General features: G+C 41.9%; 28 protein-coding genes. 12 read left to right on the forward strand and 16 right to left on the reverse strand.

All coding sequences use genetic code 11. The annotated features are described in order from the left end of the window. Nucleotides 1-102: 102 nt before the first annotated feature. Nucleotides 103-1,683, forward strand: a complete 1,581-nt coding sequence (hutH, locus tag ACP14Y_RS00660; RefSeq protein WP_424961043.1) for a histidine ammonia-lyase — start codon at nucleotides 103-105, stop codon at nucleotides 1,681-1,683. A gap of 82 nt (nucleotides 1,684-1,765) precedes the next feature. Next, complete coding sequence (locus tag ACP14Y_RS00665; protein ID WP_424961044.1) at nucleotides 1,766-3,763, forward strand: urocanate hydratase; 1,998 nt, start codon at nucleotides 1,766-1,768, stop codon at nucleotides 3,761-3,763. 3 nt (nucleotides 3,764-3,766) lie between these two features. Here ACP14Y_RS00665 and ACP14Y_RS00670 read toward each other — a convergent pair whose 3' ends face one another. From ACP14Y_RS00670 to ACP14Y_RS00695, 6 genes are read right to left on the reverse strand one after another with little or no spacing between them, the layout of a single operon-like run. Then, the gene (locus ACP14Y_RS00670; RefSeq protein WP_424961045.1) at nucleotides 3,767-4,345 is read right to left on the reverse strand and encodes an EF-hand domain-containing protein; all 579 of its coding nucleotides are present in this window, start codon (nucleotides 4,343-4,345) and stop codon (nucleotides 3,767-3,769) included. A 43-nt stretch (nucleotides 4,346-4,388) separates the two neighbouring features. Next, nucleotides 4,389-5,459: an alanine racemase gene (locus ACP14Y_RS00675; RefSeq protein ID WP_424961046.1), complete on the reverse strand. Its 1,071-nt coding sequence runs from the start codon at nucleotides 5,457-5,459 to the stop codon at nucleotides 4,389-4,391. Next, nucleotides 5,459-6,613: an alanine racemase gene (gene alr / locus ACP14Y_RS00680; protein WP_424961047.1), complete on the reverse strand. Its 1,155-nt coding sequence runs from the start codon at nucleotides 6,611-6,613 to the stop codon at nucleotides 5,459-5,461. The genes ACP14Y_RS00675 and alr overlap by 1 nt, the downstream gene beginning before the upstream one ends. Beyond that, nucleotides 6,606-7,742, reverse strand: coding sequence for a M20 metallopeptidase family protein (locus ACP14Y_RS00685; protein WP_424961048.1), 1,137 nt, complete (start codon nucleotides 7,740-7,742; stop codon nucleotides 6,606-6,608). The genes alr and ACP14Y_RS00685 overlap by 8 nt, the downstream gene beginning before the upstream one ends. After that, on the reverse strand, nucleotides 7,724-8,173 hold the full coding sequence (locus tag ACP14Y_RS00690; protein WP_424961049.1) for a GNAT family N-acetyltransferase: 450 nt from the start codon (nucleotides 8,171-8,173) through the stop codon (nucleotides 7,724-7,726). The genes ACP14Y_RS00685 and ACP14Y_RS00690 overlap by 19 nt, the downstream gene beginning before the upstream one ends. Next, nucleotides 8,170-9,603, reverse strand: a complete 1,434-nt coding sequence (locus tag ACP14Y_RS00695) for a sodium:solute symporter family protein (protein WP_424961050.1) — start codon at nucleotides 9,601-9,603, stop codon at nucleotides 8,170-8,172. The genes ACP14Y_RS00690 and ACP14Y_RS00695 overlap by 4 nt, the downstream gene beginning before the upstream one ends. A 183-nt stretch (nucleotides 9,604-9,786) precedes the next feature. Here ACP14Y_RS00695 and ACP14Y_RS00700 point away from each other — a divergent pair, with 183 nt between their 5' ends. After that, on the forward strand, nucleotides 9,787-10,665 hold the full coding sequence (locus ACP14Y_RS00700) for a hypothetical protein (protein WP_424961051.1): 879 nt from the start codon (nucleotides 9,787-9,789) through the stop codon (nucleotides 10,663-10,665). Between the two features lie 48 nt (nucleotides 10,666-10,713). On the opposite strand, the gene ACP14Y_RS00705 is transcribed toward ACP14Y_RS00700, so the two are convergent. From ACP14Y_RS00705 to ACP14Y_RS00715, 3 genes are all read right to left on the reverse strand, one after another. Beyond that, on the reverse strand, nucleotides 10,714-11,214 hold the full coding sequence (locus ACP14Y_RS00705; protein ID WP_424961052.1) for a carbonic anhydrase: 501 nt from the start codon (nucleotides 11,212-11,214) through the stop codon (nucleotides 10,714-10,716). Nucleotides 11,215-11,433: 219 nt separating this feature from the next. Then, nucleotides 11,434-11,682 carry a hypothetical protein gene (locus ACP14Y_RS00710; protein ID WP_424961053.1) on the reverse strand — a complete coding sequence of 83 codons (249 nt, stop codon included), beginning with the start codon at nucleotides 11,680-11,682 and terminating at the stop codon, nucleotides 11,434-11,436. Further along, a complete protein-coding gene (locus ACP14Y_RS00715; protein ID WP_424961054.1) occupies nucleotides 11,679-12,056 on the reverse strand; it encodes a rhodanese-like domain-containing protein in 378 nt (125 codons plus the stop codon). The genes ACP14Y_RS00710 and ACP14Y_RS00715 overlap by 4 nt, the downstream gene beginning before the upstream one ends. Before the next feature lie 147 nt (nucleotides 12,057-12,203). Between ACP14Y_RS00715 and ACP14Y_RS00720 the strand changes: the two genes are divergently transcribed. Beyond that, nucleotides 12,204-12,737 carry a hypothetical protein gene (locus ACP14Y_RS00720; RefSeq protein WP_424961055.1) on the forward strand — a complete coding sequence of 178 codons (534 nt, stop codon included), beginning with the start codon at nucleotides 12,204-12,206 and terminating at the stop codon, nucleotides 12,735-12,737. Here ACP14Y_RS00720 and msrA read toward each other — a convergent pair. After that, nucleotides 12,734-13,264 carry a peptide-methionine (S)-S-oxide reductase MsrA gene (msrA, locus tag ACP14Y_RS00725; protein WP_424961056.1) on the reverse strand — a complete coding sequence of 177 codons (531 nt, stop codon included), beginning with the start codon at nucleotides 13,262-13,264 and terminating at the stop codon, nucleotides 12,734-12,736. The genes ACP14Y_RS00720 and msrA overlap by 4 nt on opposite strands. Before the next feature lie 104 nt (nucleotides 13,265-13,368). On the opposite strand from msrA, the gene ACP14Y_RS00730 reads away from it, so the two are divergent. Then, nucleotides 13,369-14,589: a cation:proton antiporter gene (locus ACP14Y_RS00730; protein WP_424961057.1), complete on the forward strand. Its 1,221-nt coding sequence runs from the start codon at nucleotides 13,369-13,371 to the stop codon at nucleotides 14,587-14,589. A gap of 32 nt (nucleotides 14,590-14,621) precedes the next feature. Then, the gene (locus ACP14Y_RS00735; protein ID WP_424961058.1) at nucleotides 14,622-15,077 is read left to right on the forward strand and encodes an SRPBCC family protein; all 456 of its coding nucleotides are present in this window, start codon (nucleotides 14,622-14,624) and stop codon (nucleotides 15,075-15,077) included. A 4-nt stretch (nucleotides 15,078-15,081) separates the two neighbouring features. Here the strand turns inward: ACP14Y_RS00735 and ACP14Y_RS00740 are convergent, their stop codons facing one another. The 3 genes from ACP14Y_RS00740 to ACP14Y_RS00750 are packed head-to-tail and all read right to left on the reverse strand — an operon-like array spanning nucleotide 15,082 to nucleotide 17,942. Then, nucleotides 15,082-15,798 carry a tetratricopeptide repeat protein gene (locus tag ACP14Y_RS00740; protein WP_424961059.1) on the reverse strand — a complete coding sequence of 239 codons (717 nt, stop codon included), beginning with the start codon at nucleotides 15,796-15,798 and terminating at the stop codon, nucleotides 15,082-15,084. 33 nt (nucleotides 15,799-15,831) lie between these two features. Further along, nucleotides 15,832-17,280, reverse strand: coding sequence for a CCA tRNA nucleotidyltransferase (locus tag ACP14Y_RS00745; RefSeq protein ID WP_424961060.1), 1,449 nt, complete (start codon nucleotides 17,278-17,280; stop codon nucleotides 15,832-15,834). A 20-nt stretch (nucleotides 17,281-17,300) separates the two neighbouring features. Further along, a complete protein-coding gene (locus ACP14Y_RS00750) occupies nucleotides 17,301-17,942 on the reverse strand; it encodes a TetR/AcrR family transcriptional regulator (protein ID WP_424961061.1) in 642 nt (213 codons plus the stop codon). Between the two features lie 97 nt (nucleotides 17,943-18,039). Between ACP14Y_RS00750 and ligA the strand changes: the two genes are divergently transcribed. The 3 genes from ligA to dapA are packed head-to-tail and all read left to right on the forward strand — an operon-like array spanning nucleotide 18,040 to nucleotide 21,500. After that, nucleotides 18,040-20,118, forward strand: coding sequence for an NAD-dependent DNA ligase LigA (ligA, locus tag ACP14Y_RS00755; RefSeq protein WP_424961062.1), 2,079 nt, complete (start codon nucleotides 18,040-18,042; stop codon nucleotides 20,116-20,118). Beyond that, nucleotides 20,115-20,594 (forward strand): DUF6913 domain-containing protein, encoded by a 480-nt coding sequence (locus tag ACP14Y_RS00760; protein ID WP_424961063.1) that lies wholly within the window; start codon nucleotides 20,115-20,117, stop codon nucleotides 20,592-20,594. Before ligA ends, ACP14Y_RS00760 begins: the two co-directional genes overlap by 4 nt. A 36-nt stretch (nucleotides 20,595-20,630) precedes the next feature. Then, nucleotides 20,631-21,500: a 4-hydroxy-tetrahydrodipicolinate synthase gene (gene dapA / locus ACP14Y_RS00765; RefSeq protein WP_424961064.1), complete on the forward strand. Its 870-nt coding sequence runs from the start codon at nucleotides 20,631-20,633 to the stop codon at nucleotides 21,498-21,500. Nucleotides 21,501-21,503: 3 nt separating this feature from the next. On the opposite strand, the gene ACP14Y_RS00770 is transcribed toward dapA, so the two are convergent. From ACP14Y_RS00770 to ACP14Y_RS00780, 3 genes are all read right to left on the reverse strand, one after another. After that, entirely contained in the window at nucleotides 21,504-21,698 is a 195-nt protein-coding gene (locus tag ACP14Y_RS00770) for an antitoxin Xre/MbcA/ParS toxin-binding domain-containing protein (protein WP_424961065.1), read from the reverse strand. Nucleotides 21,699-21,849: 151 nt separating this feature from the next. Next, nucleotides 21,850-22,026, reverse strand: coding sequence for a histone H1 (locus ACP14Y_RS00775; RefSeq protein WP_349562265.1), 177 nt, complete (start codon nucleotides 22,024-22,026; stop codon nucleotides 21,850-21,852). 91 nt (nucleotides 22,027-22,117) lie between these two features. Further along, the gene (locus tag ACP14Y_RS00780; RefSeq protein WP_424961066.1) at nucleotides 22,118-23,380 is read right to left on the reverse strand and encodes an aminotransferase class I/II-fold pyridoxal phosphate-dependent enzyme; all 1,263 of its coding nucleotides are present in this window, start codon (nucleotides 23,378-23,380) and stop codon (nucleotides 22,118-22,120) included. A gap of 94 nt (nucleotides 23,381-23,474) precedes the next feature. Here ACP14Y_RS00780 and accC point away from each other — a divergent pair, with 94 nt between their 5' ends. Genes accC through ACP14Y_RS00795 form a run of 3 tightly spaced genes read left to right on the forward strand, consistent with a single transcriptional unit; the run spans nucleotide 23,475 to nucleotide 26,825 of the window. Beyond that, the gene (gene accC / locus ACP14Y_RS00785) at nucleotides 23,475-24,968 is read left to right on the forward strand and encodes an acetyl-CoA carboxylase biotin carboxylase subunit (RefSeq protein ID WP_424964412.1); all 1,494 of its coding nucleotides are present in this window, start codon (nucleotides 23,475-23,477) and stop codon (nucleotides 24,966-24,968) included. Continuing rightward, nucleotides 24,968-26,272, forward strand: a complete 1,305-nt coding sequence (locus ACP14Y_RS00790) for a DUF1015 domain-containing protein (RefSeq protein ID WP_424961067.1) — start codon at nucleotides 24,968-24,970, stop codon at nucleotides 26,270-26,272. Before accC ends, ACP14Y_RS00790 begins: the two co-directional genes overlap by 1 nt. Further along, on the forward strand, nucleotides 26,256-26,825 hold the full coding sequence (locus ACP14Y_RS00795; RefSeq protein ID WP_424961068.1) for a Maf family nucleotide pyrophosphatase: 570 nt from the start codon (nucleotides 26,256-26,258) through the stop codon (nucleotides 26,823-26,825). Before ACP14Y_RS00790 ends, ACP14Y_RS00795 begins: the two co-directional genes overlap by 17 nt. The last annotated feature ends 10 nt before the right edge of the window (nucleotides 26,826-26,835 follow it).

A 26,835-nucleotide genomic window follows, 5' to 3' on the forward strand; every position in this document is an offset into this window, starting at 1 on the left:
CATGTAATATTTGTGATAATACCAAGGCACAAACTCACATGCATGTATGTAGGAGCTTATAGAAGCGTCAGCTAAATTTGTTGCCTAAACAACCTTTTCAATATGACAAGCAACCCGGAAGTTTTTCATTACGGCGAAGACCATCTTACTGCTGGAATTGCATTATCCATCTCTAGAGGTAAGACTAAAGGAATCATCTCAGAAAATACACGCAGAAAGATCAGGAAGAGTGCAGATGAAGTAAAAGCCATTGCCGACGGAGATAAAGCTGTTTACGGGATCAATACAGGCTTTGGTCCACTCTGCACGACTCAGATTTCCAAAGAAGAAACCAGCACCCTTCAGAAAAACCTACTAATGAGTCATGCTGTTGGTTTAGGTGATCCTATCGCCGATGAATTGGCCAAATTAATGATGATCTTAAAAGTTCATGCCCTGGCAAAAGGTTTCTCAGGGGTACGTGAGGATACCATCGATCGAATCATTTTTCATATTGATGTAAACGTAATTCCACTTGTACCGGAACAAGGGTCGGTTGGAGCATCTGGGGACCTGGCTCCCCTATCCCATTTATTCCTTCCTTTAATTGGTTTGGGGAAAGTGAAACTCAATGGCCAGTTCGTTCCATCTGATGAGTGGTTGCAAAAAGAGAATCTTTCTCCTATCCAGCTTGGAGCCAAAGAAGGACTTGGTTTGATCAACGGAACTCAGTTTATTGCTGCACATGCTGTTTCAATCATAGAGCGACTTCAAAATGTGCTGACACATGCTGATATTTCAGGTGCGATGATGATAGAGGGATTGCTGGCCTCTGTTAAGCCATTTTCACCTGAATTGCACGACGTTCGAGCCTACAAAGGAACTCGACATGTTGCAGCTTTCATCAGCCACCTTCTTGATGGATCAGAGGTCGTTCATTCACATGCGAATTGTGCTCGTGTTCAGGATCCCTACTCGCTTCGATGTATGCCACAAGTGCATGGAGCATCACGCAACGCATGGCTGCATGTGAAAGAAATGCTGGAAGTAGAAATCAACTCCGTTACCGATAACCCGATTGTTTTTAGTAAGGATCATACCATCAGTGGTGGTAACTTCCATGGCCAACCCATGGCACTACCGATAGACTATGCTTGTCTGGCTGCTGCAGAAGTAGGTAATATATCTGACCGTAGAATCTATTTATCACTGGAAGGTGATACACCCGGGGTACCCAAACTGCTTTTAAAAGAAACTGGTACTAATTCAGGATTCATGATCCCACAATACACTACTGCTGCGCTTGCCAGCGAAAACAAAGGATTGTGTTTTCCTGCGAGTGCTGATAGCATCCCAACTTCCTTAGGACAAGAAGACCATGTAAGCATGGGCTCCATTGCTGGACGTAAAACATTACGCGTGGTTGAAAATGTTGAAAAAATCATCGGTGTTGAGGTGTTCTGTGCTGCTCAGTCACTAGACTTTCACAGACCATTAAAATCAAGTAAAATTATTGCTGCTATCCACGAACATGTGAGAAGTAAAATCGATCACATAACCGAAGATGGAGTGATGAATGATAGGATGGAAACCGCTATTGAAATGATTAGAAATAAAGAGCTGATTAGAGTTGCATGGGAAACGGCTGATGCAGAGGGAATCTCGTTGGATACAGACTTTAGTAGTGACTTTGATAGTTATTAATTATTTACAGCAGTGAAATCAGAGATCCCTCTGAGAACTCTGTGATAACCTCAGTGCACTTAGCGGTTAAAAGAAATTAGATATGACATTTCAAGAACAAATATTACAAGGCATTCCTGACAAGCTTCCAGCTAAAAAATCATTGAAAGAAGGTGTTAATCGGGCACCAAAACGAAAGGATATTCTTACTGCTGAGGAAAAGAAGCTAGCCATAAAAAACGCACTTCGGTACTTCCCTAAAGAGTGGCACGCAGAGTTAGCTCCTGAATTTGCTGAAGAGCTAAATGATTTTGGTAGAATCTACATGTATCGTTTTATGCCTGAATACGACATGTACGCACGCCCAATCGAGGAATACCCTGCCAAATCCAGGCAAGCAGCTGCCATCATGTTGATGATCCAAAACAACCTGGATCCTGCCGTCGCTCAACACCCAGAAGAGCTGATCACTTATGGTGGAAATGGTGCCGTTTTCCAAAACTGGGCTCAGTACCTCCTTACCATGCAGTATCTAGCCACCATGACAGATGAGCAAACACTCCATATGTATTCCGGACACCCTATGGGCCTTTTCCCCTCACATAAAGATGCTCCAAGAGTGGTTGTTACTAATGGCATGATGATCCCTAACTATTCACAACCAGATGACTGGGAACGATTCAATGCGCTGGGAGTAACCCAATACGGTCAAATGACCGCTGGCTCGTATATGTACATTGGTCCCCAGGGAATTGTTCATGGAACTACCATTACCGTGATGAATGCCTTCCGAAAGAAACTTGGATCGGGTGTCTCTCCAGCAGGAAAAATCTTTCTGACCGCCGGGCTTGGAGGAATGAGTGGTGCACAACCAAAGGCTGGAAACATCGCAGGTTGTATCACGGTTTGTGCCGAAGTGAACCCGAGCGCTGCTCACAAGCGACACGAACAAGGATGGGTCGATGAAATCATTGAAGATATTGACAGACTAGTTGCCAGAGTCAAAGAAGCAAAGGAAAAAGAGGAAGTCGTTTCCATCGCATTTGTTGGAAATGTGGTGGATGTATGGGAGCGATTTTATGAAGAAGAAGTTACCGTTGAATTGGGTTCAGATCAGACATCTCTGCACAATCCATGGTCTGGTGGTTACTATCCGGTGGGGTTAAGTTTTGAGGAATCAAACGATCTGATCCGTAACAACCCCACAAAATTCAAGGAAAAAGTACAAGAAACACTCAGAAGACATGCTGCCGCAGTAAATAAACATGCAGCAAGAGGCACGTACTTCTTTGACTATGGTAATGCTTTTTTACTGGAAGCATCACGTGCCGGAGGTGATGTAATGGCCGAAAATGGGATTGATTTTAAGTATCCTTCTTATGTTCAAGACATCCTCGGCCCGATGTGTTTTGATTATGGATTCGGTCCGTTCCGATGGGTGTGTACTTCAGGCAAAGCAGAAGATCTACGAAAGTCAGACCAGATCGCATTGGAGGTCATGAGAGCGATCAAGTCCAACTCCCCTGCTGAGATTCAACAGCAAATGCAAGACAACATTCGATGGATAGAAGAAGCTGAAAACAACCGGCTGGTCGTTGGGTCTCAGGCCAGAATCTTATACGCAGATGCAGAAGGAAGATCAAAAATTGCTGAAGCATTTAATCAAGCTATCAAGTCAGGCGATATTTCAGCGCCTATCGTGTTAGGTAGAGATCATCATGATGTAAGTGGTACGGATTCCCCTTACCGTGAAACAAGCAATATCTATGATGGTAGTCGTTACACAGCAGATATGGCTATCCAGAATGTAATTGGAGACAGCTTCCGAGGGGCTACATGGGTTTCCATTCACAATGGTGGTGGAGTTGGCTGGGGTGAAGTGATCAACGGAGGCTTTGGAATGCTCCTGGATGGAACTAAAGAAGCAGACCGAAGATTAAAATCCATGCTTTTCTATGATGTGAATAATGGCATTGCCAGAAGAAGCTGGGCGCGAAACGAAGAGGCCTTGTTCGCTATCAAAAGAGAAATGAATCGTACTCCAGGATTGAAAGTGACACTTCCGAATCTGGTAGATGAAAATCTTTTAGATAAGCTGTAAAGTTTACAGCACTGCGTGTGGCTCTGATTCCCAGTTACCAAAAATCCAGTTACCCGGCAAAGTCGGGTCACTAGCCGCAAAGAATTCTTCAACTGCATTCATCAGATCATACCTGGAAAGCTTGTAGCTCTGCGTTTTGTCAAGCAGACTGAAGGCCTTATCACAATAGGATCGGTCGATACCAAAAATGTCATAGAAGTCTTCATACTCTTTTTTCGAAATGAATCCATCACGATTCTGATCAAAAAAATCGAACATGAAGTTGAAGATCAACTCTTTATAATCATCAAGCGTATCTTCATCTCCTGAAAGGATCACTTCCTTCAAAAAGAAGTCTACCCACTCGCTTTCCATGACCTGATTGAAGCTGGAAGGCTTGATATCTTTTACCAGTGAATTGAAAAGTTTAACCGCTTTATCCGTGATTCGCTTATGTTCTTTGCTTCCTGGCTCATATCCCAGGGTTACACGTACTTTTTCCACCATCTCGGTGAAATCATCCATTTGTAGGCATCCGTTGCTATTAAGGTCCAGGATACGGAAAAAGTACCCCAGTTTCTTACGCTGAAAATCTGCAGACATTTCGATTAGGTTTTGTGCAAAAGTAGGAAGTATCAGGATACTTTCAGACTACTCTTTTTTCAATGTAATCGGAGTTGAAAATTCCCAGCGCTCCCATGTATTTCAATTTGAAAGATACCAGGTCTCCTACCTTGTATTTTTCACTCGATTCTCCCAAATCTACGATCAGCATATCAGAGCTGGCGCCTGTGATCTCTATAGAGTCATCATCAGGAATGAGAAAGTCCTCTGAAACGTCTAAGAGCCCAATATCGAGAATGGCTCTGTAAGATGTTTTGCCATAATCGTCTTCATTGATTTCGAACGTCTCCCCGGATGGATTAGCTTCCATATATCCAATGGGAATTTTAGGTTTTTCGGTAATCTCAATTATCTCAGAGTGAAGCTTGAACACATCTCCTTCCATCCCTGGGACTACTTCCTGAGTGAATAAATCCAATCCAAAAAACAAGGTTTCACCAATTCTAAAATGATTAATTCCGTCAGGTACCTGCTTTCTAAAAAGCAATGGAATCACCACAGAGGTTCCTCCTGTCACCCATGGAATCTTTCTATTGAATTTAGCCTCTATAAGTTGCTCATATAGAGATAGTTGTACAAGTTTATCTTCTGATGGCATCACTCCATACAAACAGTTAAGATTGGCTCCAATTCCTGTTACCTCGATGTTTGGAAGATTAAAAACAGATTCATAAAAATCCATCAGATGATCGCCCATTACCCCTTCTCTTAAATCTCCCAGCTCGATCATGATGATGACCTTGTGCTTCTTATTTTGTTTCACCGCTTCATCTGAAATCCATTTGATGGTTTTGTATTCCGTATTGAAGCTTGCATCGGCATATTTCACAAGACGTGGAATACTGCGTTTTGCTGGTGGCTTTATGTAAACCGTCTGAACATTGGGATCTATTTTTTTAATGGCCTCCAGATTACTTATTCTGGAATCACAGATCTCTTTTGCGCCAAGATCAATGACCTCTTTTAGGTATTTTTCATTGCCACAGAGCAGCTTTGAGACAACTGCCCACTCAATGTCATTCTCTTTGAAAAGATCGTCCAGAAACTGGTAGTTCTTCTTTAGCTTATCCTTATATAGTTCAATGTATGCCATTAGTCTTTGATTATTCGTGGGATTCTAGTTGGTAATCGTGTCAACAATTCATAATTCAACTGGTCGCTAAGCTCACCAAACGATGCTACACTTATTTCAACATCCCCACTTTTACCTATTAAAGTTACTTCGTCTCCTTTTCTTATTTCATCAATCTCCGATACATCCACTGCAAGATTGTTCATATTCACCATGCCAATGACCGGAACACGGAATCCATTTATCAAAACACGACCCGTGTTGCTTAATGATCGGCTGAAGCCATGTGAATAGCCAATTGGCACTGTTGCAATCTTCATGTCTCGTTGTGCCAGATAGGTGGTACCATACCCTACAAATTCCCCCATTTCAATGTGTTTTACACTCATTATGGAGCTTTTCCACGTGATCAGCCGCCTCAAGGGTTCTATTTTATCCTTCTTTCCTTTCAGGTATTCAATGAATATCTCACGACTAGGCCAAAATCCATACTGAAGAATTCCGATTCGCACCATGTCTTCATGCATTTCCGGGAGTCGAATGGAAGCGGCTGAACAACAGGTATGACGTGTTTTCGGTTCGATACCATTATCAACCAACAACTGAGCCAATTGATTGAAGTTTTTCTTCTGATCCTGAACACGTAAATAGTTTGCGATACTCTCAGCCCCTGCATAGTGGGTACATACCCCCTCAATGATCAGATTATCTTCATACTCCTTCAAGACTGGAATGAGCCTGTTGACCTCTTCTTCATCAAACCCCGTACGATTCATCCCCGTTTCAAACTCAATATGAATCCGTGCTTTCTTATTCAAAATACGTGCTTTTTCAGCAGCAACTCTTAATCGGTCAAATTCGAAAACAAAAAAAGAAATATCATTCGATATGGCCCACTTCAAATCCTCATTGGCGATATGGCCCATAATCATTAATTCGGTGCTATCTTTCCTAATGGCTTTAAATACTTCTGCAGCCTCATCAGCACTATAAACCGAGAAATGATCGATTCCCATTTCCTCAGCCATTGGCACAAAGTCAGCAATGCCGTGACCATAAGCATTCCCCTTCACTACCGAAGAAATGCGTGCCCCCTCTTTAATTAATGACCGTAGGAATTGAAGGTTGTTTTTGTAAGCTTCTTTGCTTAGCTCAATATATGACGTACTATCCATCAATCGCTTTTTCAACAATGGCGGTAAACATATTTATTCCTGTCTCTATGATCTCATCAGGAAAATCATAATCCGGATTGTGCAGCGCAGGACAAGCTTCTCCTGAGCCTATCCCAAACATTGCTCCGGGAAATTGTTGCGTAAAAAGACCAAAATCCTCTCCCCACTTAAACGGTCGTTGGCGCTCAAAGTAATCAAGCTCATTTGCTTGGATTGCCTTTCGTATCACTTCCATTGGTGCCGGGTGATTATTGTTAGAATCAAATTCTTCGGTCCAATCAATGTCCAACTTTAATTGATGGGTCTTAGCGATCTCCTCTGTCCTTCGAACAATCCTTTCGGCAAAATCCTTCATCACCTCACTATTCCAGGTCCTAAGTGTATAATGAACTTCACCATAGCCTGCGGTAATGCCATAGGACTTTTCACCCATATCAATGTGTACTGGTGATGCAAGCGCAAAATCATCTCTATTCAATTCCGGTTCACTTTCGCGTTCAAACATTCCAATTAATTCCGCAATAGCCTTTGCCGGATTGATTCCTAATTCAGGCTCTGCTGCGTGAGACGTCTTTCCTGAAAGCTTGATGATGATGCTTTTTGCAGCTGTTGTAAAGTTTTTGTCTTTGATCACCACCTGGTGCAATGGATAGCCTGGCAGGTTGTGCATCGCAAAAACCAGGTCAGGTTCAAAATCAAACAGATCATCCGCAAGCACTGCTTTAGCCCCCTCCCCGTTTTCTTCAGCTGGTTGAAATACTAATATCAACATCCCTTCAGAGATCGGATTTTCCTTGAAATATTTTGCAACTCCGCACATAATTGCTGTATGACCATCATGTCCACATTTATGAGAAACCCCATCAATCAGAGATTTATGTTTAAAATCATTAATCTCCTGTATTGGCAGTGCATCATGGTCAGAACGAAGCATAATGGTCTTCCCTTCTCTCCCGCTATCGAACATCACAAACACACCGGTACCACCAATCGGTTTACCTTCTATCCCTGACTCTTTCAGAAAATGAATGATTCGTTTCTGCGTTTCCTTTTCTTTTTGTGATACTTCCGGGTGCTGATGCAGCTCTTTTCTAAAGGTTATGAGATCGTTTATTGCGGTCTCTTCCATCGCATTTCCAAGTATTTATTGGTGAATCCTAATTTTTCATAAAGGTGTTTAGCCGGGTTTTCAGGCTCCACATGCAGTGCGATATCCCCTTCGGTTTCCTTAAACGAACGCTCAATTAGCTGACCGCCAATTCCTTTTCCTCGATAGTCTGAGTGCGTAGCAATATATACAAGGATGTTTTCCGGTATATATCCCGCCATACCGGTCTTATTGATGATTGTCGCGCCTACCATCGTCTCTCCGTCCCATGCTGTCAGGATTAATCCTCCGGGGTGTTTGCCAGCATTTAGTGCATATTCAATGCACTTCCTGATGTCATCTTTTGGATCTCCAAAATCATCTAAATATCGATGCAGGAAGCTGACAACTTCCTCCTTTTCATACAGGCCCACTGTCTGGGCGGGGAAATATTTCTTAAAGGTTATATTCATTTTTCTATGTTATTTTTTATTAATCCAATACTGATAAACACAATTGCGGCACTAATTATTCCATAAAGGTTCGGATCAAGTCCAAACCATTGAATTTCCAATAATGTAAGCGTAGTTGTCACAATTCCACCCAAAAGCATGGCAACAAAAGCACCCAATTTTGTTGCTTTTTTCCAGTAAAAAGCTCCAATGATTGGCACGAACAAGCCCGAAACCATAAACGCATATGAGAACAACATGGCCTCCAGTACGTTTTCCAGCGATAATGCAATGATTAATGCAATCACCCCTAATATCAATGTTGCTCCCTGAGAAGACCTCAAAGCCTTTTTATCCATCTCCTCCAACCCTTTATCCTTAAATCGTAGGATATCTGTAAGGAATGATCCGGAAGATGCCATAAGGCAACTATCTGCTGTAGACATAACTGCAGAAAAATAGGCCGCAAGCACCAGCCCCATAAGTCCATGTGGAAGGACTGTACGAAGTAACACTGGCAATCCCAACTCCGGATCCATATCCATATTGGCTGCATACCCAACCACTTCAAAGATTCCTTGCTCATAAGCCACTCGACCAAACAAGCCCAAAATCACACCCAGGAAAGCCATTAGCGGCCACTCAAACAGCCCCGCAATAAACCAGGCTTTCCTGGCCTGCTTTTCTCCACGACTTGCAAAAATCCGTTGGTACAGAGTCATTCCAACAAACCAAATTGGAATAATAGTTATTGCCCAGTTAACTAAATCTTTCCACGTAAGGTTTGTTAGCGTGAGATAATCTTTGTTCGCGATGGCATTTACTGCAGGCCATCCCCCAATTGCATCGTAGGCAAACGGAATCCCCGCAAAGAGCAACCCAGCCATCAAAATAATCCATTGCACCGTATCTGTGTAGATCACGGCTTTGAGCCCACCTAAAATGGTATATCCCACGGCCACCACACCCATCAATAACACTGCATGTTCAAAGGAAAATCCTTCAAAAGTGCCCGTGGCGAGTTTTGCTCCTGCAATAATTTGAGAACTTGTAAAGCCAAGGTATCCAACCGTAGTAATAATTCCTGCCAAAATTGCTACACGTTTACCATAAAAATGCTCAAATATCTGTGGCAGAGTGGTCATTTTCTGAATGCCTGGCAGCTGATAGACTTTTGGAATCAAAAGGACGGCCGCCATCCAGGCACCAATTAACCCAGTGAATAGCAGCCAGGAACCTGAAAGGCCCATGGTAAATCCCAGTCCTCCTAACCCTATGGAAAAACCTCCACCCACATCTGTAGCTACTACGGAAAGTCCAATATGCCAGCTAGAGACATTCCTGCCGGCAACATAATAATCATCACTGGTTTTATTCTTTCTGTAGAAATAAAGTCCTACAAGGAAAACCAAAACAACGTAGATAGCAAAAATTGCTATATCCAGTATCACAGACCACTCCTTTCTTTTTGGAGACGTGCGTATTTTAAAGGTGTGCTTTTCTGGTCTTTAAATAAGAAGATAACTTCTTGATGCTTTGGTTTAATTGAGATTCAAAGATAAAACAACACCTGCCCTCATGAAAGTTTTCCGGCTACAATCGCATTTATTCAATAATATGATGAGATTTAACGCATGAAATATTTTCGTATCCTGATTGTTGTCTTCCTATTCTTTGCTTCATGTGCCCCTTTAAGCAAAAGTCAGCTGAAAATGTCTCATAATTATTTTGAGGCAATTGCCAACTACCCACGATATTATAGAGAGCTGAATGTGCGTGTAGCAGACCTTAATCTTGAATCTAAAAATCTAGAAAGCTCCCTCCATACCTCTGACTCTGTTAGGATTGCTACCATTATTCAATCCATAAATGCTTATGAGGAATCGATGCGCATACCTGAAGATATGACATTACACATCAGAAATGTGGATGAATATATTCAGGAATATTACCTACTGATTCCGAATGGTTTTAGCTTATACCGTGCATTGAAAGGAACAACAGAAACCATTGGTGGAATATTTGGTCTTGGTGGAGTGGTCAGCGGGATTTTACCCAGTAACGTAAATGGATTAAATCCCACTAAAAAAGGGAAAATTCAAGCGCACGTCCTGGATTCAGAAGATACGCTAATAGTTTCTTTGAAAGTGTTAAAAGATTACATCAACACAACATACCTCCCTAAACTGGAGCAAATCGATAGAGAGTCAATCGCCAATTTTGAGATATTGCTTGCAAGTATCAATAACAAAACTCCACCTCTTGATTACTATACCAAGCATAACCGGATGCTGACGGAGTTTTATCAGCGACTTTATCATACTAAAAACCTGGTAAAACAGCTTTCAAAGAGTATTGATACGTTTATTCTGGTGGAAAGAGAAATTACGGATAGCTTTCAGGAAAAAGCCAAAGTGGACCTGGAAAAAACCCACATGGATGACCTCATAGGAGATATGCAGCGAATCAATTTTTTGGTGAGAGATCTAAATAATCGAAACAACGATAATTAAAAAGACCACTCGAAAGAATCGAGTGGTCCTTAATGATTTACTTTCAGTTTAGATAAAATCAACCTTGCCGCTTCCAAGGTTATAGAAGGCAGAAACAATCTTGAGTTTACCCCCATCTACAGCACCTTTAATTATGGATGATCTGTCATATAAATCGTTGGCTGATAGTTCAGCGTTCTTTTTCACTACTGTATTTACGTCATCGCTCCCAGCTTGTGCCTTGGCAGGTTCAATCTGAGCAAGTAAGTGATTTAGATTGTAACCATTGTCACCACCTGCAAGAGCAGCTCCTACTGCTCCGCAGCTTTCATGGCCCATAACCACAATTACGCCAGTACCTAAGTGAGCTACAGCGTATTCAATACTGGCAATGGTGTCCGTATTGGCAATGTTCCCCGCTACTCGTAGCACGAACAATTCACCTAACCCGGTATCAAACGCCAATTCTGGGACTACACGACTGTCCGCACAGCTCAAAACAATGGCCCATGGAGACTGACCTCCTACCAATTCGGATCTTCTATCATCATTTTGGAGTTCACCGTTCAATTTATTGGAAACGAATCGCTCATTCCCCTCTTGAAGTCGTTGAATAACTTGATCTTGATTCTTGTTTTATATAATATTTATTAACCGTTAATATAAAATAATATAACTATTTCAATAAAATTCGTTCTATTTGCATCAGGATTCATCACTAATTATTAATCTTCTCATAATAAATACGTTGGATCCGGACCGCTTCGGCCCAACGGAGCGGTTCTTTTTTTATCTAAACTTTTGCTCCCAAAGAAACGCTCTCCTTTCCCCTTCAATCCTTTTTACAATTTTTTTGTCATTAAAAAGCTCATGCTCAGTGCCTTTGGATGTAAAATGCCAATTTCCACACTCCCTGCATTCATAAACATTAATTGGCCCTTCACCTTTTTTATAATCATTTCTAATATGATGCTGAATCAGAGCTTCCTCTGCCAAAGCCACACTATCAAATGCTCGTTTTCCGGATGAGCACCTCACTCCCTTTCAATTTCCAGGCCTTTGGAGGACCACTCCTTAAAACCTCCTGAGTAATCGTAAACCCGCTCAAAACCATCCTCTTTCAATATTTTAGCAGCTTTTGCGCTTCTCCCCCCACTAGCACAATGGATAATGATAGGCTCTGAAGCACCCTCTTTCCTGATCTTCTCTAAAAAATCATCTCCTAAAAAATCAATGTGAATAACCCCAGGAATATGTCCTTGGTCATACTCCCCCTTTGTTCGTATATCAATAACCTTTATACCCTCACTTTTCAATTCAATTAGCTTTTCCGCACTAATAACTTCTGAAGATTGTTGACCTGAAATAGTGCAGGAGACCATTACAAATAAAAAATATATCGTTTTATTCATCGTATTAATAGTTAAGTACAGTCAAACAGGAATCCAAAAATCAGGCTTTATACGTAGAAATCGAATAGGGACTAATACATATCTTAGCGTCATTCAATCTTTTTTGGATCGAATTTTGATTTAACCAGTTATCTAGAGCTTAAAATTATGAAAACCATTTTTTTTAGCGCTTTTCTGTTGTTTTCGATCTGTGGTTTAGCACAGGAGGAAGAGCGTTTGGATGAAAAGATAGATCAAATTACTTACGATTGGGATCTGGAAGCAGACAAGCTATCCTCTTACGAGGGCTTGCAACAACTATGCACAGACGAGACGTATAGAGGGAAAATACTTAATCTTCTTAATGAAATCCATCATTATGATTCTGTACTCTACGATGTTTTGGTAAAGCTGTCCCGAACCAGCGATGACAAGGAAATAAAAAAGACACTGAAGGACATCAAGAAATTTGAAGAACAGTATGATACGCAGAGCTTCATCACCTTTATGGGCGAAGAATGCAAAGCTATGCGTGAAATAGAAAAAGAAGCAGAGGAAACCGCAAATGATGTTGGATACAATTCATACGATGGCCAGGTATACCTACTTGAGACCGAGCTTTTCAAGTATGTAAAGCACGTAACCTCCAGAGTAGACAAAATAAGGTTACATGTCCATCATCTTAGTAAGCACTACAATTAAGAGAGCTTTTCAGCAAAAACCTTTTTGAACTTTTCAACTTTCGGGGCTACCACAAAAGCGCAATACGGCTGGCTGCTGTTTTCATTGTAATAGTTGTCATGATCCACTTCCGCCGGGTAGAAATTATCATTGAGCGGTGAAATCTCCGTTACAATTGGGTCTGGCCAAATGTTGGACTCATTAAGTTTCAATTTGTAGGCCTCTGCCAACTCCTTTTGTTTTTCATTGTGATAAAAAACTACGGATCTATATTGTGTTCCCACATCATTCCCTTGTCTGTTCAACGTGGTGGGATCGTGTGTCTTCCAGAAAACCTCAAGCAATTCATCATATGAGATGACATCTGGATCATATTCGAATTGAATGACCTCAGCATGTCCGGTCTTACCAGAACAAACCTCTTTGTAAGTGGGGTTCTTCATAGATCCACCAGCGTAACCCGATTTCACATTAGAAACTCCATTTAACCGTTGAAACATTGCTTCTGTGCACCAAAAGCACCCTGATCCAAATGTGGCTTTTTCCATTTCTTAAAATTAAGATTGGCAAATCTAACTTCTAAGTGAATCATTTAGTTCCTATTTCCATTCACTAAGATTGAATTGTTAATTTAGTCAGCTAATAAATAGAAATGGAGTACTATATCATCATCGCTTCTTCGATAATCATTATTCTGTCCTATCTATTTAATCGCATTTCGGAGAAGTCCAATATTCCGTCAGTTCTGTTGCTGATTTTACTGGGTGTGGTAGGTAGAGAATTCATTGGAATTCTGGGAGTAGAGAAAGAAACGATTCTCGACATTTTTAATAGGATACGGATACTGGAAGTTCTGGGAACACTCGGCCTGATACTGATCGTATTGGAAGCTGCTCTTGAACTCAAAATTGCAAAGGAAAAATTCAGACTCATCACCAAATCATTTGTGATTGCATTGGCAGGGTTGCTGATTTGCATGTTTAGCATAGCTGGCATACTCATATTCTCATTTAAAAACATGGAATGGTCCACGGCGCTTGTTTATGCCACACCTTTATCGATAATCAGTAGTGCAATCGTTATCCCCTCTGTAGTAAACCTGGATGAAGAAGATGAAGAATTTCATATCTATGAAAGCACCTTCTCGGATATTCTGGGCATCATGATTTTTTACTTTTTGGTAGAATTGGCTCAGCCCACCAGCAATGTGATTGTTCTGGGAGACTTTACATTTAGTCTTGTAATTACCATCGTTACTTCTGTGATCCTCTCCTACGTGCTGATCTATATTTTTCAAAATATGGAAACCAAGGTCAAACTTTTCCTCATGATTGGGGTATTATTCCTTCTGTTTAGCATTGGCAAGCTCATGCACCTCTCATCTCTCCTTATTATTTTGGTGTTTGGGTTAATCCTTAACAACTACAAACTATTCTTTGTAGGAAGGCTCAAGAAATACCTTCGCCCCCTGGCAATTGAGAACATCAGGGAAGCATTCCTCATGATCACTATTGAATCGGCGTTTGTGGTAAGGACCTTCTTTTTTGTCATTTTTGGATTTTCTATCGCCTTATCTACCCTATTAGATATAAAGGTTGCCATCATCAGTGCAGCCATTATAGCCGTTATTTACATCAGTAGGTTTTTATCTTTCTTACCATATAAACATGACAACCTCAAACGAGCTATAGCTATTGGACCAAGAGGTCTTATCACATTGCTTTTATTCTACTCTATCCCGGAAGAATTTAAATTTGAAGGTTTCAAATCCGGCATTCTTCTTTTTGTAATTATCGTAACCAGCCTGGTAATGACTTCCGGTCTTATAAAGAAGGATACTAAAAATGACGGGGAAATTTCGGAAGTTGAATAACTTAGCTTATAAAGCCTAGAAAAAGATCACGCATGAAAAAGCTTAACGCACTCGCTCAAAAAGGTCAGATTAACGAGAACGCTAGCATCCGAGACTCGCATTCAACGATTATCAATGCCGACATCAATAAAGTTTGGGATATCCTCGTGGACATGGAAGACTGGCCAAACTGGATGAGTGATGTTAAGAAAGTAACACTAGATGGTGAACAAGCTGAAGGCTCCACTTTCAAATGGGTGCAAGGGCGATCGCACGGTACGTCCCAGATACAGGCATTCAAAAAGCCTCATACCCTTTCCTGGACAAGCAAGGCAAGAATGGTTAAGAGAATCTACGTTTGGTCTTTAGAATCTGATGAAGGACAGACTATAGCCACCGTTAGTGCCTCATTTCAAGGAACCATGGTAGTCTTAGCGCAAACTCACCAAAAGGTTTATGATGAACTCTTAAACTGGCTGGAATCCTTAAAAAACAAATCAGAGGAGTAAAGAGTTACTCCCCGTCTGTTTTGGGTTTTGTCATTTCCCTTAGCTGCTGCTGTACAATCTGAAATCCAGGATGCATTTCCAATACCTCCAGGTATTTAGCTTTGGCTCCCTCAGTATCTCCTTTATCTTCCAGTATCATTGCTTTTACCCTATGAGCGGCCACTTTAAGTTTGACATCCTGCCCTTTTTTATCAGTGGTAGGAAAACGGATGGTGCGTTTATCTGACTGTGGGTCTCCCATGATAATATCTAATGAGGTATTAGCCTCAGCATATCTATCAAGCTCAAATTGCAGAAAGGCGACTTTATAAAGTGTATTAATGTCGCCATTTGCCAGGTAAAGTTTTTCGTAGTTATTCAAAGCTCGGTCCTTAGCACCTAAATTATCGAAACCGGTAGCGGCTATTTCCATTGCAAATTGATCCTGGGGATTAATCTGCAAAGCCTGCTGAGCCACCAAAGCTGCCGAAGCATTCTGATTATACTGTAGATAAAGTAATGCAAGCGAATCGTATAGTGCTACATTCCCAGGGTTTTCAGCTAACAAGTTGTATAAAGCCGTTCTGGCTACAACGGGATCGTTGAACATCTTAGCCGTATTGTAAATAAAAGATTGCTTCCGAAGCTCCCAGGGAATAGAGTCACCAGGAACAATCTCCTGGCTTTGGGCATTTGCAAAACCAACAGTAACAACACCAAGTATAAAAAGTAGTTTTTTCATATTCATAATTAATCTAACAGCGTGCAAACATAGTTATTTGTCTTTGGAGCCTGAAATGTATTTATCCCTGGCTACAAGCCCGTGTTTTTTACCAATTTTTAACATTAAATCGAAAGCCTCCTTTTCATCATTTTTAATCCGCCCATCTAGGATAGCATCTTTGATCTCATTCTTGATATTACCAATCACTTTGGATGGTTTGATGTCAAACACTTCAATGATTTGTTCCCCTGATATCGGTGGGTGAAAATTCATGATCCGGTCTCTTTCCTCTACCTCACTGATCTTCTTTTCCACCTTTTTGAAGTTGCCTCTGTATTTCTTCACCCGCTCTGGATTTTTTGAGGTGACATCTGCCTTGCATAATGTCATAAGATCACCAACGTCCTCTCCTGCTTCAAAAACCATTCTTCGAACAGCAGAGTCAGTTACGCGATCGTTTACCAGCGCAATTGGTCTCAGATGAAGCCGAACAAGCTTCTGCACATACTTCATTCTGTCGTCCAGCGGGAGTTTCAGTTTCTTGAAAATCTTCGGCACCCATTTAGCTCCCAAATCTTCATGTCCATGAAACGTCCAGCCCACCTTTTCATTGAAACGCTGGGTAGCCGGCTTGGCAATATCATGCAGGATAGCTGCCCATCTCAGCCATAAATCATCTGTCATCTCACAGATATTATCCAGTACCTGAATGGTATGATAAAAATTATCTTTATGTCCCTTCCCGTTGATCTTCTCAACACCTTGAAGATTTGCCATCTCAGGGAATATCAGCTTTAACAATCCACTGTGAAAAAGGAGTTGAAATCCGTATGAGGGTTTATCTGCTAAAATGATTTTGTTCAGCTCATCAGTAATGCGTTCCTGGGAAACAATCGAAATACGATCAACATGGTCAATGATTCCCTGAAATGTGCCTGGTTCAATATCAAACTGTAGCTGAGTCGCAAATCGGATGGCTCTAAGCATTCGCAATGGGTCGTCGGAAAATGTTATGCCCGGTTCCAGTGGCGTTCTAATCAGCATATTCCTCAGATCCTCCATCCCATCAAATGGGTCCAGGAGTTCACCATAGTTTCCTTCATTCAGGCTGATAGCCATTGCATTGATTGAAAAATCCCTGCGGTTTTGGTCATCTTCCAGTGTCCCATCTTCCACGATCGGGTTTCTTGAGTCACTTCGGTACGACTCTTTTCGAGCACCCACAAACTCATACTCAAAGCCATCATGATGAATAGCAGCAGTACCAAAATTTTTAAAGGTCGATAAACTGGCATCCTTGCCAAGCGATTGGGAAACAGCTTTCGCCAGTGCTATTCCACTCCCTATGCACACAAAATCTACGTCCTTAGAAGGGCGCTTAAGGATTATGTCTCGGACATAACCTCCAACTACGTAAGCATCAACTCCTAGTGATTGCGCAGCTTTGGAGACCGTTGAAAAAATGGGCAGGGAACTCAGGTGATCCTTGTATGTAGGCATAAGGCAAAGATAGTTTTCAATCAGGCATAAGCCTTCACTAAATGAGCACGTTGGTCAAAAAGTTCATCAAACTGAATGGTTCCTTCTTTCGAGAGCAAACCCCTGAAAAAGCTCCGCAATTGTTTGCATAAAAACACATGAAACTCCTTTTCCAACTGTACTTGAGGGTAATTAGAAGGCTTGTCAAATAAGAATGATTTTAACGTTTGACTATAAAGAAGGAGGGTTACCATAGGATCAACACGTTCATCGATCATACCCTCTTTCCTGCCTTGCTCAATCAATGCGGCAAATCGCTCAAATACAGTTCCATATAGGTGATCTGAAACAATCTCAGACAAATGCCCCTTATCTACCACTACCTCTCGCAGAACATTTGGATTGATGTGGCGAACATTTTCGAATACCATCTCCAGGTAATCAACCAGTTTCCTTACAAAAGATCGATCAGAATAAATCACTTGCAATGACTGCCTAACAATCTCATTCAACTTCCATTTACCAACAGCCACAAACAAGTCCTCCTTATTCCGAAAACGAAAATAAATGGTTTTCTTACTCATTTTGAGTGAGTTAGCAATATCACTCAGCGTGGTTCCATGATATCCTTTGATTGAAAAATGGGCGTATGCTGCCGCTAAAATGTGTTCTGTTCTTTCCAATGCTTTGCTGATCTGACTTCCAAAAATAGAAGGGTATGCATTCTTGAACAATGAAAAATCATAGATAATCTAAACGAATGAAATAGATTTGTTTTCGATGAAAGCAGCTGAAGCAAAAAAGAAAATTGAAGCACTCACGGAGGAGTTAAATCACCACAATTACCTCTATTACCAGGAATCAAATCCGGAAATATCTGATTTTGAGTTTGATCAAAAACTGAAAGAGTTGGAAAAGCTCGAAAATGATTTTCCTGAGTTAAAACTTTCACATTCCCCCACCAGCCGCGTAGGCGGTGATATTACAAAAGAGTTTGAAAATGTTGTACATAAATACCCCATGCTATCGCTGGGTAATACCTATTCAAAAGAAGAGTTGATTGATTTTGACGGCCGGGTGAAAAGAGGACTAGGCACAGATGATTATGAATACATCTGCGAACTCAAATTTGATGGTGTTGCAATCAGTCTGAGGTATGAGAATGGAATTCTGGTCAAAGGGGTCACCCGTGGTGATGGCACCAAAGGTGACGATATCACCACCAATGTCAAAACCATTCGCTCTATACCTCTTAAGATCAGGGGTGAAGAATACCCAGCATCCTTTGAAGTGCGGGGTGAGGTGTTTATGCCTAAGCAACAGTTCATCGAGCTGAATGAAGGAGTGAAAAGAGAAAATGAGCAACGAGAAGCAGAGGGCAAAAGTGCTCTTACTCTTTATGCTAACGCCAGAAACACCACCTCCGGCACCTTGAAGATGCAAGACTCCAAAATTGTGGCCGATCGAAAACTTGACTGCTACCTCTACTCCTATCTGGATGATACCAATACCTTCGACACACATGAAGCATCCCTGAAATTCCTAGAGAAGGCAGGCTTCAATGTATCACAGACATATAAAAACTGCTCTACCATTGATGAGGTGTTTGATTACATCAACCACTGGGATCAGGAGCGGCACAAGCTGGAGGTAGAAACAGACGGTATTGTAATCAAGGTCAACAATATCGCTCAACAGTCTGAGCTGGGATTCACCGCCAAGAACCCACGCTGGGCAATATCTTACAAGTTCAAAGCGGAATCTGCCATCACCAAACTCAATAACATCACCTACCAGGTGGGCCGAACGGGAGCCATTACGCCGGTAGCAGAGTTGGAACCGGTACTGCTGGCAGGCACCACCGTAAAGCGAGCCTCCTTGCATAACGCCAACGAAATTGAGCGGTTGGATGTACGGATCGGTGATAGTGTGAACGTGGAAAAAGGCGGAGAAATCATCCCGAAGATCACCAGCGTAAACCTGGAAAGCCGCTCTCCCGATTTAGTGAAGATCCGGTACATCACCGAATGCCCGGAATGCGGAACGAAGCTCATCCGAAAAGAAGGAGAAGCCCAGCATTACTGCCCGAACAATATGGGCTGCCCACCGCAAGTGCAGGGACGCATCGAGCATTTCATTAGTCGGAACGCGATGGACATTGAGTCGCTGGGTCCACGTACGATTGCCGGATTTTTGAGTAAGGACCTCATTAAAGACCTGAGTGGCCTGTTCTCGCTTACGTTTGAAGACATTAACAACCTGCAATTTGAAGAGGTGGATGAGGTGACGGGTGAAACCACGAAACGGTCGATCAAAGAAAAGTCCGCCAAAAACATCATCGAATCCATTCATAAGTCGAAGGAGATCCCGTTTGAGCGGGTGCTGTTTGGATTGGGGATACGTTATGTCGGGAAGACAGTGGCTGAAAAATTGGCTCAACATTTTGAGACGATTGATCGTCTAATGGAAGCGGACTTTGAAGAGATCGTATGCGTGCACGAGATCGGCGATCGCATCGCTGAGAGTGTGGTAGACTATTTTCAAGATGAAGAAAACCTGGCCATGGTGCAGCGATTGAAAGATGCCGGGCTGTCATTCAAAATAGAGCGACAAGAAGGTGCAGGCGATCAACTCAAAGACCTTACATTTGTTGTGTCAGGTGTTTTTGAAACATTCGGGAGAGATGAATTGAAAAACCTGATCAAGCAGCACGGAGGAAAGGTTGCCAGCAGCATTTCTTCTAAAACCAACTACCTGGTGGCAGGTGCCAATATGGGGCCGGCCAAAAAGGAAAAAGCAGATTCGCTGGGTATAACCATCTTGGACGAGTCTTCATTTAGAGAACTTTTACACGCATGATTAAAAACCTCTTCCTTAAGCACAAAGGCAAGCCAACCATTGCCGATAAGGAACATTGCACGTATGCTGAATCATCACAGATCGGTGTGCTTTACAACACCAGTGAGTTCAAAGCCGAGTCCATCGATAAGCTGGAAGAGCTGCTAAAGAATGATGGAAAAGATATAGCCAGGATGGGCTTTTCGGATAAGCCCTCCGAGGACAAGCTGGTCTTCTGCAAGAAGGACATCTCCCCCACCGGCACGGTGAAAAAAGACCACCTCGATTTCTTCATTAAACAACCTTTCGATTTTCTCCTCTCGCTGGACACTTCCGAAAATCCTAACTACAAGTACGTACTGGCGCTAAGCAATGCGATATGCAAGGTGGGCTTTGAAGCTGAGCAGTATAATGAACTGCTACAGCTCTCCCTAAAAATGGATGAAAACAAGCCAAAAGCCATTGCTAATATTGTCAGGTATTTAAAGATGATTTGAGCAAACTATCTCCAACGATTCATACCTTTGTGACCCATGAAAGCAGAACTGAAAGGAACGGGGGTGGCATTGGCCACACCAATGAATGCTGATTACACTATTGATTATTCATCACTAGGAAAACTACTTGATCATATTGTAAGGGGAAATGCTGACTACATCGTCGTGCAGGGAACGACCGGTGAATCTCCCGTATTCTCCTGGAAAGAAAAGCTGGAGATCCTGCAGTTTGTTCTGGATCATTTGCGGGGCAGTAAGCCAGTGGTTTTTGGCCTGGGCGGCAACAATACTTATGATCTGATTGAGAAATCTAAAGACCTGAAAGACTATAAACTGGCTGGTATCCTTTCTGCTAGTCCCTACTATAGCAAACCCTCACAGGAAGGAATCATCAGACATTACCAGCTCCTTGCTGACGCTTTTCCCCATCCGATCATCCTATATAATGTACCATCACGCACAGCGTCAAACATGGAAGCAGATACTACATTGGAACTGGCAAAGCACGCAAACATTATAGCAATGAAAGAGGCTTCCGGTGACCTGGATCAATGTAAAGAGATTGCAGACAACAGACCTGATGAATTCATGTTGCTTTCCGGGGACGATGGGCTCGCTTATGACATCATCAAAATGGGCGGTGAAGGGGTGATTTCTGTTATTGGTAACCTGATGCCATCAGAATACACCACCATGGTCAACACGGCATTAAAAGGCGATTATGACACTGCAAACAAGCTAAACGATGATTTGAAAGTCGTGTATGATATGCTGGCTGAGGAAGGCAACCCTAGCTCGCTCAAAGCGGGGTTGGAAGCTATTGGTATATGCAACAGAACAGTTAAACCACCATTATTTGATGCTTCTATTGCATTGGTGGAGAAATGGAAAGAGTATTTCAATTAATTGCTAAGCCTTCTCCCTCATTCGACCTAGCAAATCAATCACACGTTGCGTATTCTCCTCAGTGTTTAAAAGGTCTTTGGGCTTTTTCCAATTTAAATCTCGAGATTGTGTTCCCAGCCATTTTTCGAACTCATCAAGACTACCAAATGTCATGATGCCTTCAGTGAAAAGGCGTTCCCTTAGTTCAGAATCATTCATACAACTTCTTCAATTTCGATGGTAAACGCGGTAATGAGTATCCAGTTGTAATCTAAGATAGATAAAATGAGCAGCATTATTTTATATCGATCATAAAAAAAGGGAGCCTCTCAGCTCCCTAATTTCTTTATCGGTTTCGGTTGTTAATCGATTATCCTTTGTTCTTGATGTCTTGAACTTCTAGTCTGATCTCTTGCGCTAGGTTTTTCATTTCCTGCATACCTTTTCTTACACGAGTACCGGCGGCATTGTTTCCTTTGTCATAAAACTTTTCGAAATCAGCTTCTAGTGATTCAACCATTGACTTAAGTTGTTCAAATCTTTTCATTGTTATAAGGTAATTAAGGTTATCGATAAATTTTAAAGTTCTGGCAATATAGGCCTAAAATCGATAATAAACAGTTTAAATGATAGAAATATTAAGATTTTGCGACCATTGCTCCTTCTACTCCAGCTTCTTTATATACTCCACTATTCAACTTCTGCTTAACAGCTTCAAAAGCGTTCAGGGTTTGTTCCACATCTTCCAGTGTGTGCATGGCGGTTGGTATGATTCTTAGGATGACCATACCTTTCGGTATCACCGGATACACCACCATCGAGCAGAATATCTTATAGTTTTCACGTAGATCCACCACCATATTACACGCTTCAATCACGTCCCCATTCATTACTACAGGTGTTACGGGAGAGTTCGTCGTTCCAATATTAAATCCACGCTCTTTAAATCCGTTTTGAATTGCATTTACGATGGTCCAAAGCTTTTCACGCAATTCAGGCATTGTTCGAAGCATCTCAAGTCGCTTCAAGCCTCCTATCACCAATGGCATTGGTAGTGACTTAGCAAATATTTGCGAACGTACCTTATATCTCAGGTGGTTAACCACTTCGGTTGGTCCGGCGATAAATGCACCAATACTGGCCATTGACTTTGCGAACGTAGAAAAGTAAATGTCTATTCCATCCTGGCAATTGTAATACTCACCAGTGCCAGCTCCAGTGTCTCCCATCGTACCAAAACCATGTGCATCATCTACTAAAAGCTTGAAGTTGAATTTTTCTTTCAGTTTTACGATATCATCCAGTTTACCAGTATTTCCAGTCATACCAAATACGCCTTCTGTTATGACCAGCACACCCCCTCCTTGCTCATCTGCAAGTTTCGTCGCGCGTTTTAGTTGCTTCTCACAGTTTTCAATGTCATTGTGTGGGAAAACAAATCGCTTACCAATATGCATTCGCAGGGCATCAATAATACACGCGTGGCATTCCGCATCATATACCACCACATCCTTTCTATCCACCAATGCATCGATCACTGACATGATTCCCTGATAGCCATAGTTTAATAGCATTCCGGTTGGTTTGCCTACAAAATCGGCCAATTCTTGTTCCAGCTGGTCGTGATAGTCTGAATTTCCAGTCATCATTCGAGCACCCATTGGATAGCCCAGTCCCCATTTCTCAGTGGCTTCTGTGTCGGCTTTTCTTATCTCCGGGTGATTGGCAAGTCCCAGGTAGTTATTTAAACTCCAGGCCAAAACCTCTTCACCTTTAAACTTCATCCGAGGCTGTATCTCTCCTTCCAGCTTTGGAAAGAAGTAATAATTCAAATCCTGATCCAGATAGGAATACTGACCTAACGCACCTTTATCACTGAGTAGTTTCTCAAATAAATCCATTTACTTGTGTCTCTTTTTCAAACAAGTTGCAAATTTAGCAGGAATGCGCATATAATGAATGTCGGCTTTTCAATAAACTTGCGCTAACGATTGAATTATGTCTATAAAGAAAATATTAGTAGCCAATAGAGGAGAGATCGCCATCCGTGTTATGCGGTCCGCTAAAGAGTTGGGAATCAAAACAGTAGCAGTTTACAGTGACGCTGATAAGTTGCTTCCCCATGCGTCGTATGCGGACGAAGCGGTAAATATCGGTCCGGCAGCAGCTTCGGAATCATATTTGGTTCAGGATAAAATCATTGATGCATGCAAGCAAACCGGAGCGGATGCCATCCACCCGGGGTATGGTTTCTTGTCCGAAAATGCCTCTTTTGCAGAAAGAGTGGAAAAAGAAGGTCTTATATTTATTGGTCCTTCCCCTGAAGCCATCCGAATCATGGGCGATAAGCTCACATCCAAGCAGACGGTGCAAAAGTTTAATGTACCCCTAGTTCCTGGAATGGATGAACCTATCAATGACATAACAAAAGCCAAAAATGTAGCTAATGACATTGGTTATCCTGTGATGATCAAAGCCAGTGCCGGAGGCGGTGGTAAAGGGATGCGTATTGTACATGACCCAAAAGACTTTGAAGAGCAAATGGACCGTGCCATGAGTGAAGCACGGAATTCCTTTGGCAATGATGAAGTATTTATAGAAAAGTTTATCTCTTCTCCTAAACACATCGAAGTGCAAATCCTTGGCGATCAGCATGGAAACATTATTCATCTCTTCGAACGTGAATGCAGTATTCAGCGACGACACCAAAAGGTTATTGAAGAAGCTCCTTCAGCCGTTTTGACTCCAGAGAAGCGAAAGCAAATAGGTGAAGCTGCAGTAAACGTTGCAAAATCCTGCAGCTATTTTGGAGCAGGCACAGTGGAGTTTATCGCTGACGAACATCTGGACTTTTACTTTCTGGAGATGAACACCCGGTTGCAAGTGGAGCATCCGGTTACAGAACTTATAACTGGTGTAGATCTGGTAAAAGAACAGATAGCGATTGCCAATGGAGAGAAGTTAAGCATTAACCAGGACGACCTATCAATTTATGGACACAGTCTCGAGGTACGTGTTTATGCAGAAGATCCGGAGAACAACTTCTTGCCGGACACAGGTACATTAAAAACATATATCAGGCCTCAGGGTGCAGGTGTGCGCGTGGACGATGGATATGAGCAAGGTCAGGATGTTTCCATCTATTACGACCCAATGATCGCGAAACTAATTACCTATGGAAAAGATCGCAGTGAAGTAATCGACCGAATGCGACGTGCCATTGCAGAATACCAGATCACTGGGGTTAAAACAACCCTTTCATTCTGTGATTTCGTGCTGGGCCACAAGGAATTTGTAGATGGTTCATTCACAACCAAGTTTGTTGAGTCGCACTACAAGCCGGAGGTGCTAAAGAAAAAAACTTCCAGGGAATCGGCTGAAGTTGCTGCTTTGGTAGCTAATGAGATAGTAAACCAATCGGTTAAAAAAGTCTCAAAAGCAGAGCAAAAGGAAACAAGAAGTAGATGGAAAGAACGAGCGCGTAATTAATGGCAGAGATTAAGCCCTTTCGTGCGTGGAGATACAATACCAACCTAATTGAGGACATAGATAAACTAGTGTCTCCGTTGTTTGATGTAGTTTCTGAAAACCAGAGAGTAGCATTATATCAGGAAAAATATAATAGCATCCACCTTTCAGTGCCACGGGGTGATGATGCAATTAGTGGAGCAGCCAGAAGACTCATCGAATGGAAAAAAGAAGGAATCATTAAGCAAGATGAGCTTCCGGCTATTTATGTCTACTACCAGTACTTTACCCTTCCAGGATCTAATAGAGAGCGAATCAGAAAGGGCTTCATTGCCAACCTGAGAGTGTACGATTGGCCTGAGAAAGTACTTCTTAGGCATGAAAACACCATGCCGTTTTCGGTCAGTGATCGGATGGATATCCTGGACAGAACTCAGTTGAATGTAAGTCCAACTCACGGACTTTACACTGACCCAACTCATGAAATTGAAAAATACCTGGATGAGGCCATGATGGATCCGCTCTACGAAACAGAGGACTACCAGGGCGTTCGGGATGTGTTTAGTGTCATCCATGATGTAAAGATCATTAAGCGGATCATGGAGATCATTGAAGACAAACAAATCATCCTTGCTGACGGCCACCATCGATACGAGGGATCATTGCTCTATCAAAAAGAGCGGGCCAAAAACAATCCCAATCATACCGGTAAGGAGGGATATAACTATCATTTAATGTATTTCACAAATACTGAATCAGATGATTTACGAATTCTTCCAACGCATCGGGTGGTAAAAGATCTACCCGACTTTTCAAAAGAGGATTTGTTCCAAAAGCTGGATCAATATTTCTTCATAAAACCCATTGAGGAAGCATATGATGTCAATGAAGTGATCCTTGGTAAGAAGTGGGCGTTTGGGCTTTTAATTGGTGATGAGGCCTTCAAGATTCGCTTGAAACCGGAAATGATCGATACGATATCATGGGATTTTCCAAGAACAATCAAAGAGCTTGACCTTACTGTGATGCATTATTTCGTATTTGAAAAGTGCCTGGGTATCAAAGGAAAAGATCAGCGTGGAAGTAAAAACCTCATTTTTGAGCGGAACTTTGCAAAATGTTTGCAGTCTGTCACCCTGAATGAAGCACAGTGCGCCATCATCACTAAGGACATCTCCATTGAAACCGTAAAAGATGTGTGCTATAGTGGGTATACGCTTCCTCAGAAAAGTACTTACTTTTATCCAAAAGTGATTTGCGGTTTCTTGTTTGGGTCTATAAAAGAGGACGAATTCAACTCATTCTTTGATGAAGCATTTCAATAACCTCATTCTAGCATCAAAATCGCCCAGAAGAAAGCAACTTCTTGAACAAGTCGGCTTCACTTTTACTGTCAAGACCATTGAATTTGAGGAAGTATTCCCTGAGGATCTGGAGACATCTAGGGTAGCCGAATACCTTGCTATCGAAAAGAATAAAGCACACAGAGAAGCTTTTAAAAGTGGGGCTATCATCACTGCTGATACGGTGGTGATTTTCACAGATAAGATTTTGGGAAAACCTCAAAACGAGGATGAGGCATGCAAGGTGTTAAAACTTTTATCAGGCAAAATTCACCAGGTAATGTCTGGGGTGTGCATTAGTAATGAAGAAAAGCAGGTTTCATTTTCTAACCTAACAGAGGTGAAATTTCACGAGTTGACTGAAGAGGAGATTATCCATTACGTACAGACTGCCTCACCCATGGACAAAGCAGGAAGCTATGGCATCCAGGAATGGATCGGGCTGATTGGCGTGGAGTGGATCAAGGGCTCTTACTTTAATGTAGTGGGTTTGCCTGTAGATCAGGTTTATAAGACGCTAATTACAGAGTTTTAGAACCAAAAAA

The sequence above is a fragment of the Ekhidna sp. genome, assembly GCF_965247405.1.
In the GTDB taxonomy this organism is placed as follows: Bacteria; Bacteroidota; Bacteroidia; order Cytophagales; family Cyclobacteriaceae; genus Ekhidna.

Coding starts and splice junctions, on each gene's coding strand:
- ACP14Y_RS00795 (WP_424961068.1), top strand. CDS start 26,256: ATGAAGCATTTCAATAACCTCATTCTAGCATCAAAATCGCCCAGAAGA.
- ACP14Y_RS00670 (WP_424961045.1), bottom strand. CDS start 4,345: ATGTCTGCAGATTTTCAGCGTAAGAAACTGGGGTACTTTTTCCGTATC.
- ACP14Y_RS00720 (WP_424961055.1), top strand. CDS start 12,204: ATGAAAACCATTTTTTTTAGCGCTTTTCTGTTGTTTTCGATCTGTGGT.
- ACP14Y_RS00770 (WP_424961065.1), bottom strand. CDS start 21,698: ATGAATGATTCTGAACTAAGGGAACGCCTTTTCACTGAAGGCATCATG.
- hutH (WP_424961043.1), top strand. CDS start 103: ATGACAAGCAACCCGGAAGTTTTTCATTACGGCGAAGACCATCTTACT.
- ACP14Y_RS00760 (WP_424961063.1), top strand. CDS start 20,115: ATGATTAAAAACCTCTTCCTTAAGCACAAAGGCAAGCCAACCATTGCC.
- ACP14Y_RS00685 (WP_424961048.1), bottom strand. CDS start 7,742: ATGGAAGAGACCGCAATAAACGATCTCATAACCTTTAGAAAAGAGCTG.
- ACP14Y_RS00775 (WP_349562265.1), bottom strand. CDS start 22,026: ATGAAAAGATTTGAACAACTTAAGTCAATGGTTGAATCACTAGAAGCT.
- ligA (WP_424961062.1), top strand. CDS start 18,040: ATGAAAGCAGCTGAAGCAAAAAAGAAAATTGAAGCACTCACGGAGGAG.
- dapA (WP_424961064.1), top strand. CDS start 20,631: ATGAAAGCAGAACTGAAAGGAACGGGGGTGGCATTGGCCACACCAATG.
- ACP14Y_RS00700 (WP_424961051.1), top strand. CDS start 9,787: ATGAAATATTTTCGTATCCTGATTGTTGTCTTCCTATTCTTTGCTTCA.
- ACP14Y_RS00675 (WP_424961046.1), bottom strand. CDS start 5,459: ATGGCATACATTGAACTATATAAGGATAAGCTAAAGAAGAACTACCAG.
- ACP14Y_RS00745 (WP_424961060.1), bottom strand. CDS start 17,280: ATGCCTACATACAAGGATCACCTGAGTTCCCTGCCCATTTTTTCAACG.
- msrA (WP_424961056.1), bottom strand. CDS start 13,264: ATGGAAAAAGCCACATTTGGATCAGGGTGCTTTTGGTGCACAGAAGCA.
- ACP14Y_RS00790 (WP_424961067.1), top strand. CDS start 24,968: ATGGCAGAGATTAAGCCCTTTCGTGCGTGGAGATACAATACCAACCTA.
- alr (WP_424961047.1), bottom strand. CDS start 6,613: ATGGATAGTACGTCATATATTGAGCTAAGCAAAGAAGCTTACAAAAAC.
- ACP14Y_RS00780 (WP_424961066.1), bottom strand. CDS start 23,380: ATGGATTTATTTGAGAAACTACTCAGTGATAAAGGTGCGTTAGGTCAG.
- ACP14Y_RS00730 (WP_424961057.1), top strand. CDS start 13,369: ATGGAGTACTATATCATCATCGCTTCTTCGATAATCATTATTCTGTCC.
- ACP14Y_RS00740 (WP_424961059.1), bottom strand. CDS start 15,798: ATGAAAAAACTACTTTTTATACTTGGTGTTGTTACTGTTGGTTTTGCA.
- ACP14Y_RS00715 (WP_424961054.1), bottom strand. CDS start 12,056: ATGAATAAAACGATATATTTTTTATTTGTAATGGTCTCCTGCACTATT.
- ACP14Y_RS00690 (WP_424961049.1), bottom strand. CDS start 8,173: ATGAATATAACCTTTAAGAAATATTTCCCCGCCCAGACAGTGGGCCTG.
- ACP14Y_RS00735 (WP_424961058.1), top strand. CDS start 14,622: ATGAAAAAGCTTAACGCACTCGCTCAAAAAGGTCAGATTAACGAGAAC.
- ACP14Y_RS00665 (WP_424961044.1), top strand. CDS start 1,766: ATGACATTTCAAGAACAAATATTACAAGGCATTCCTGACAAGCTTCCA.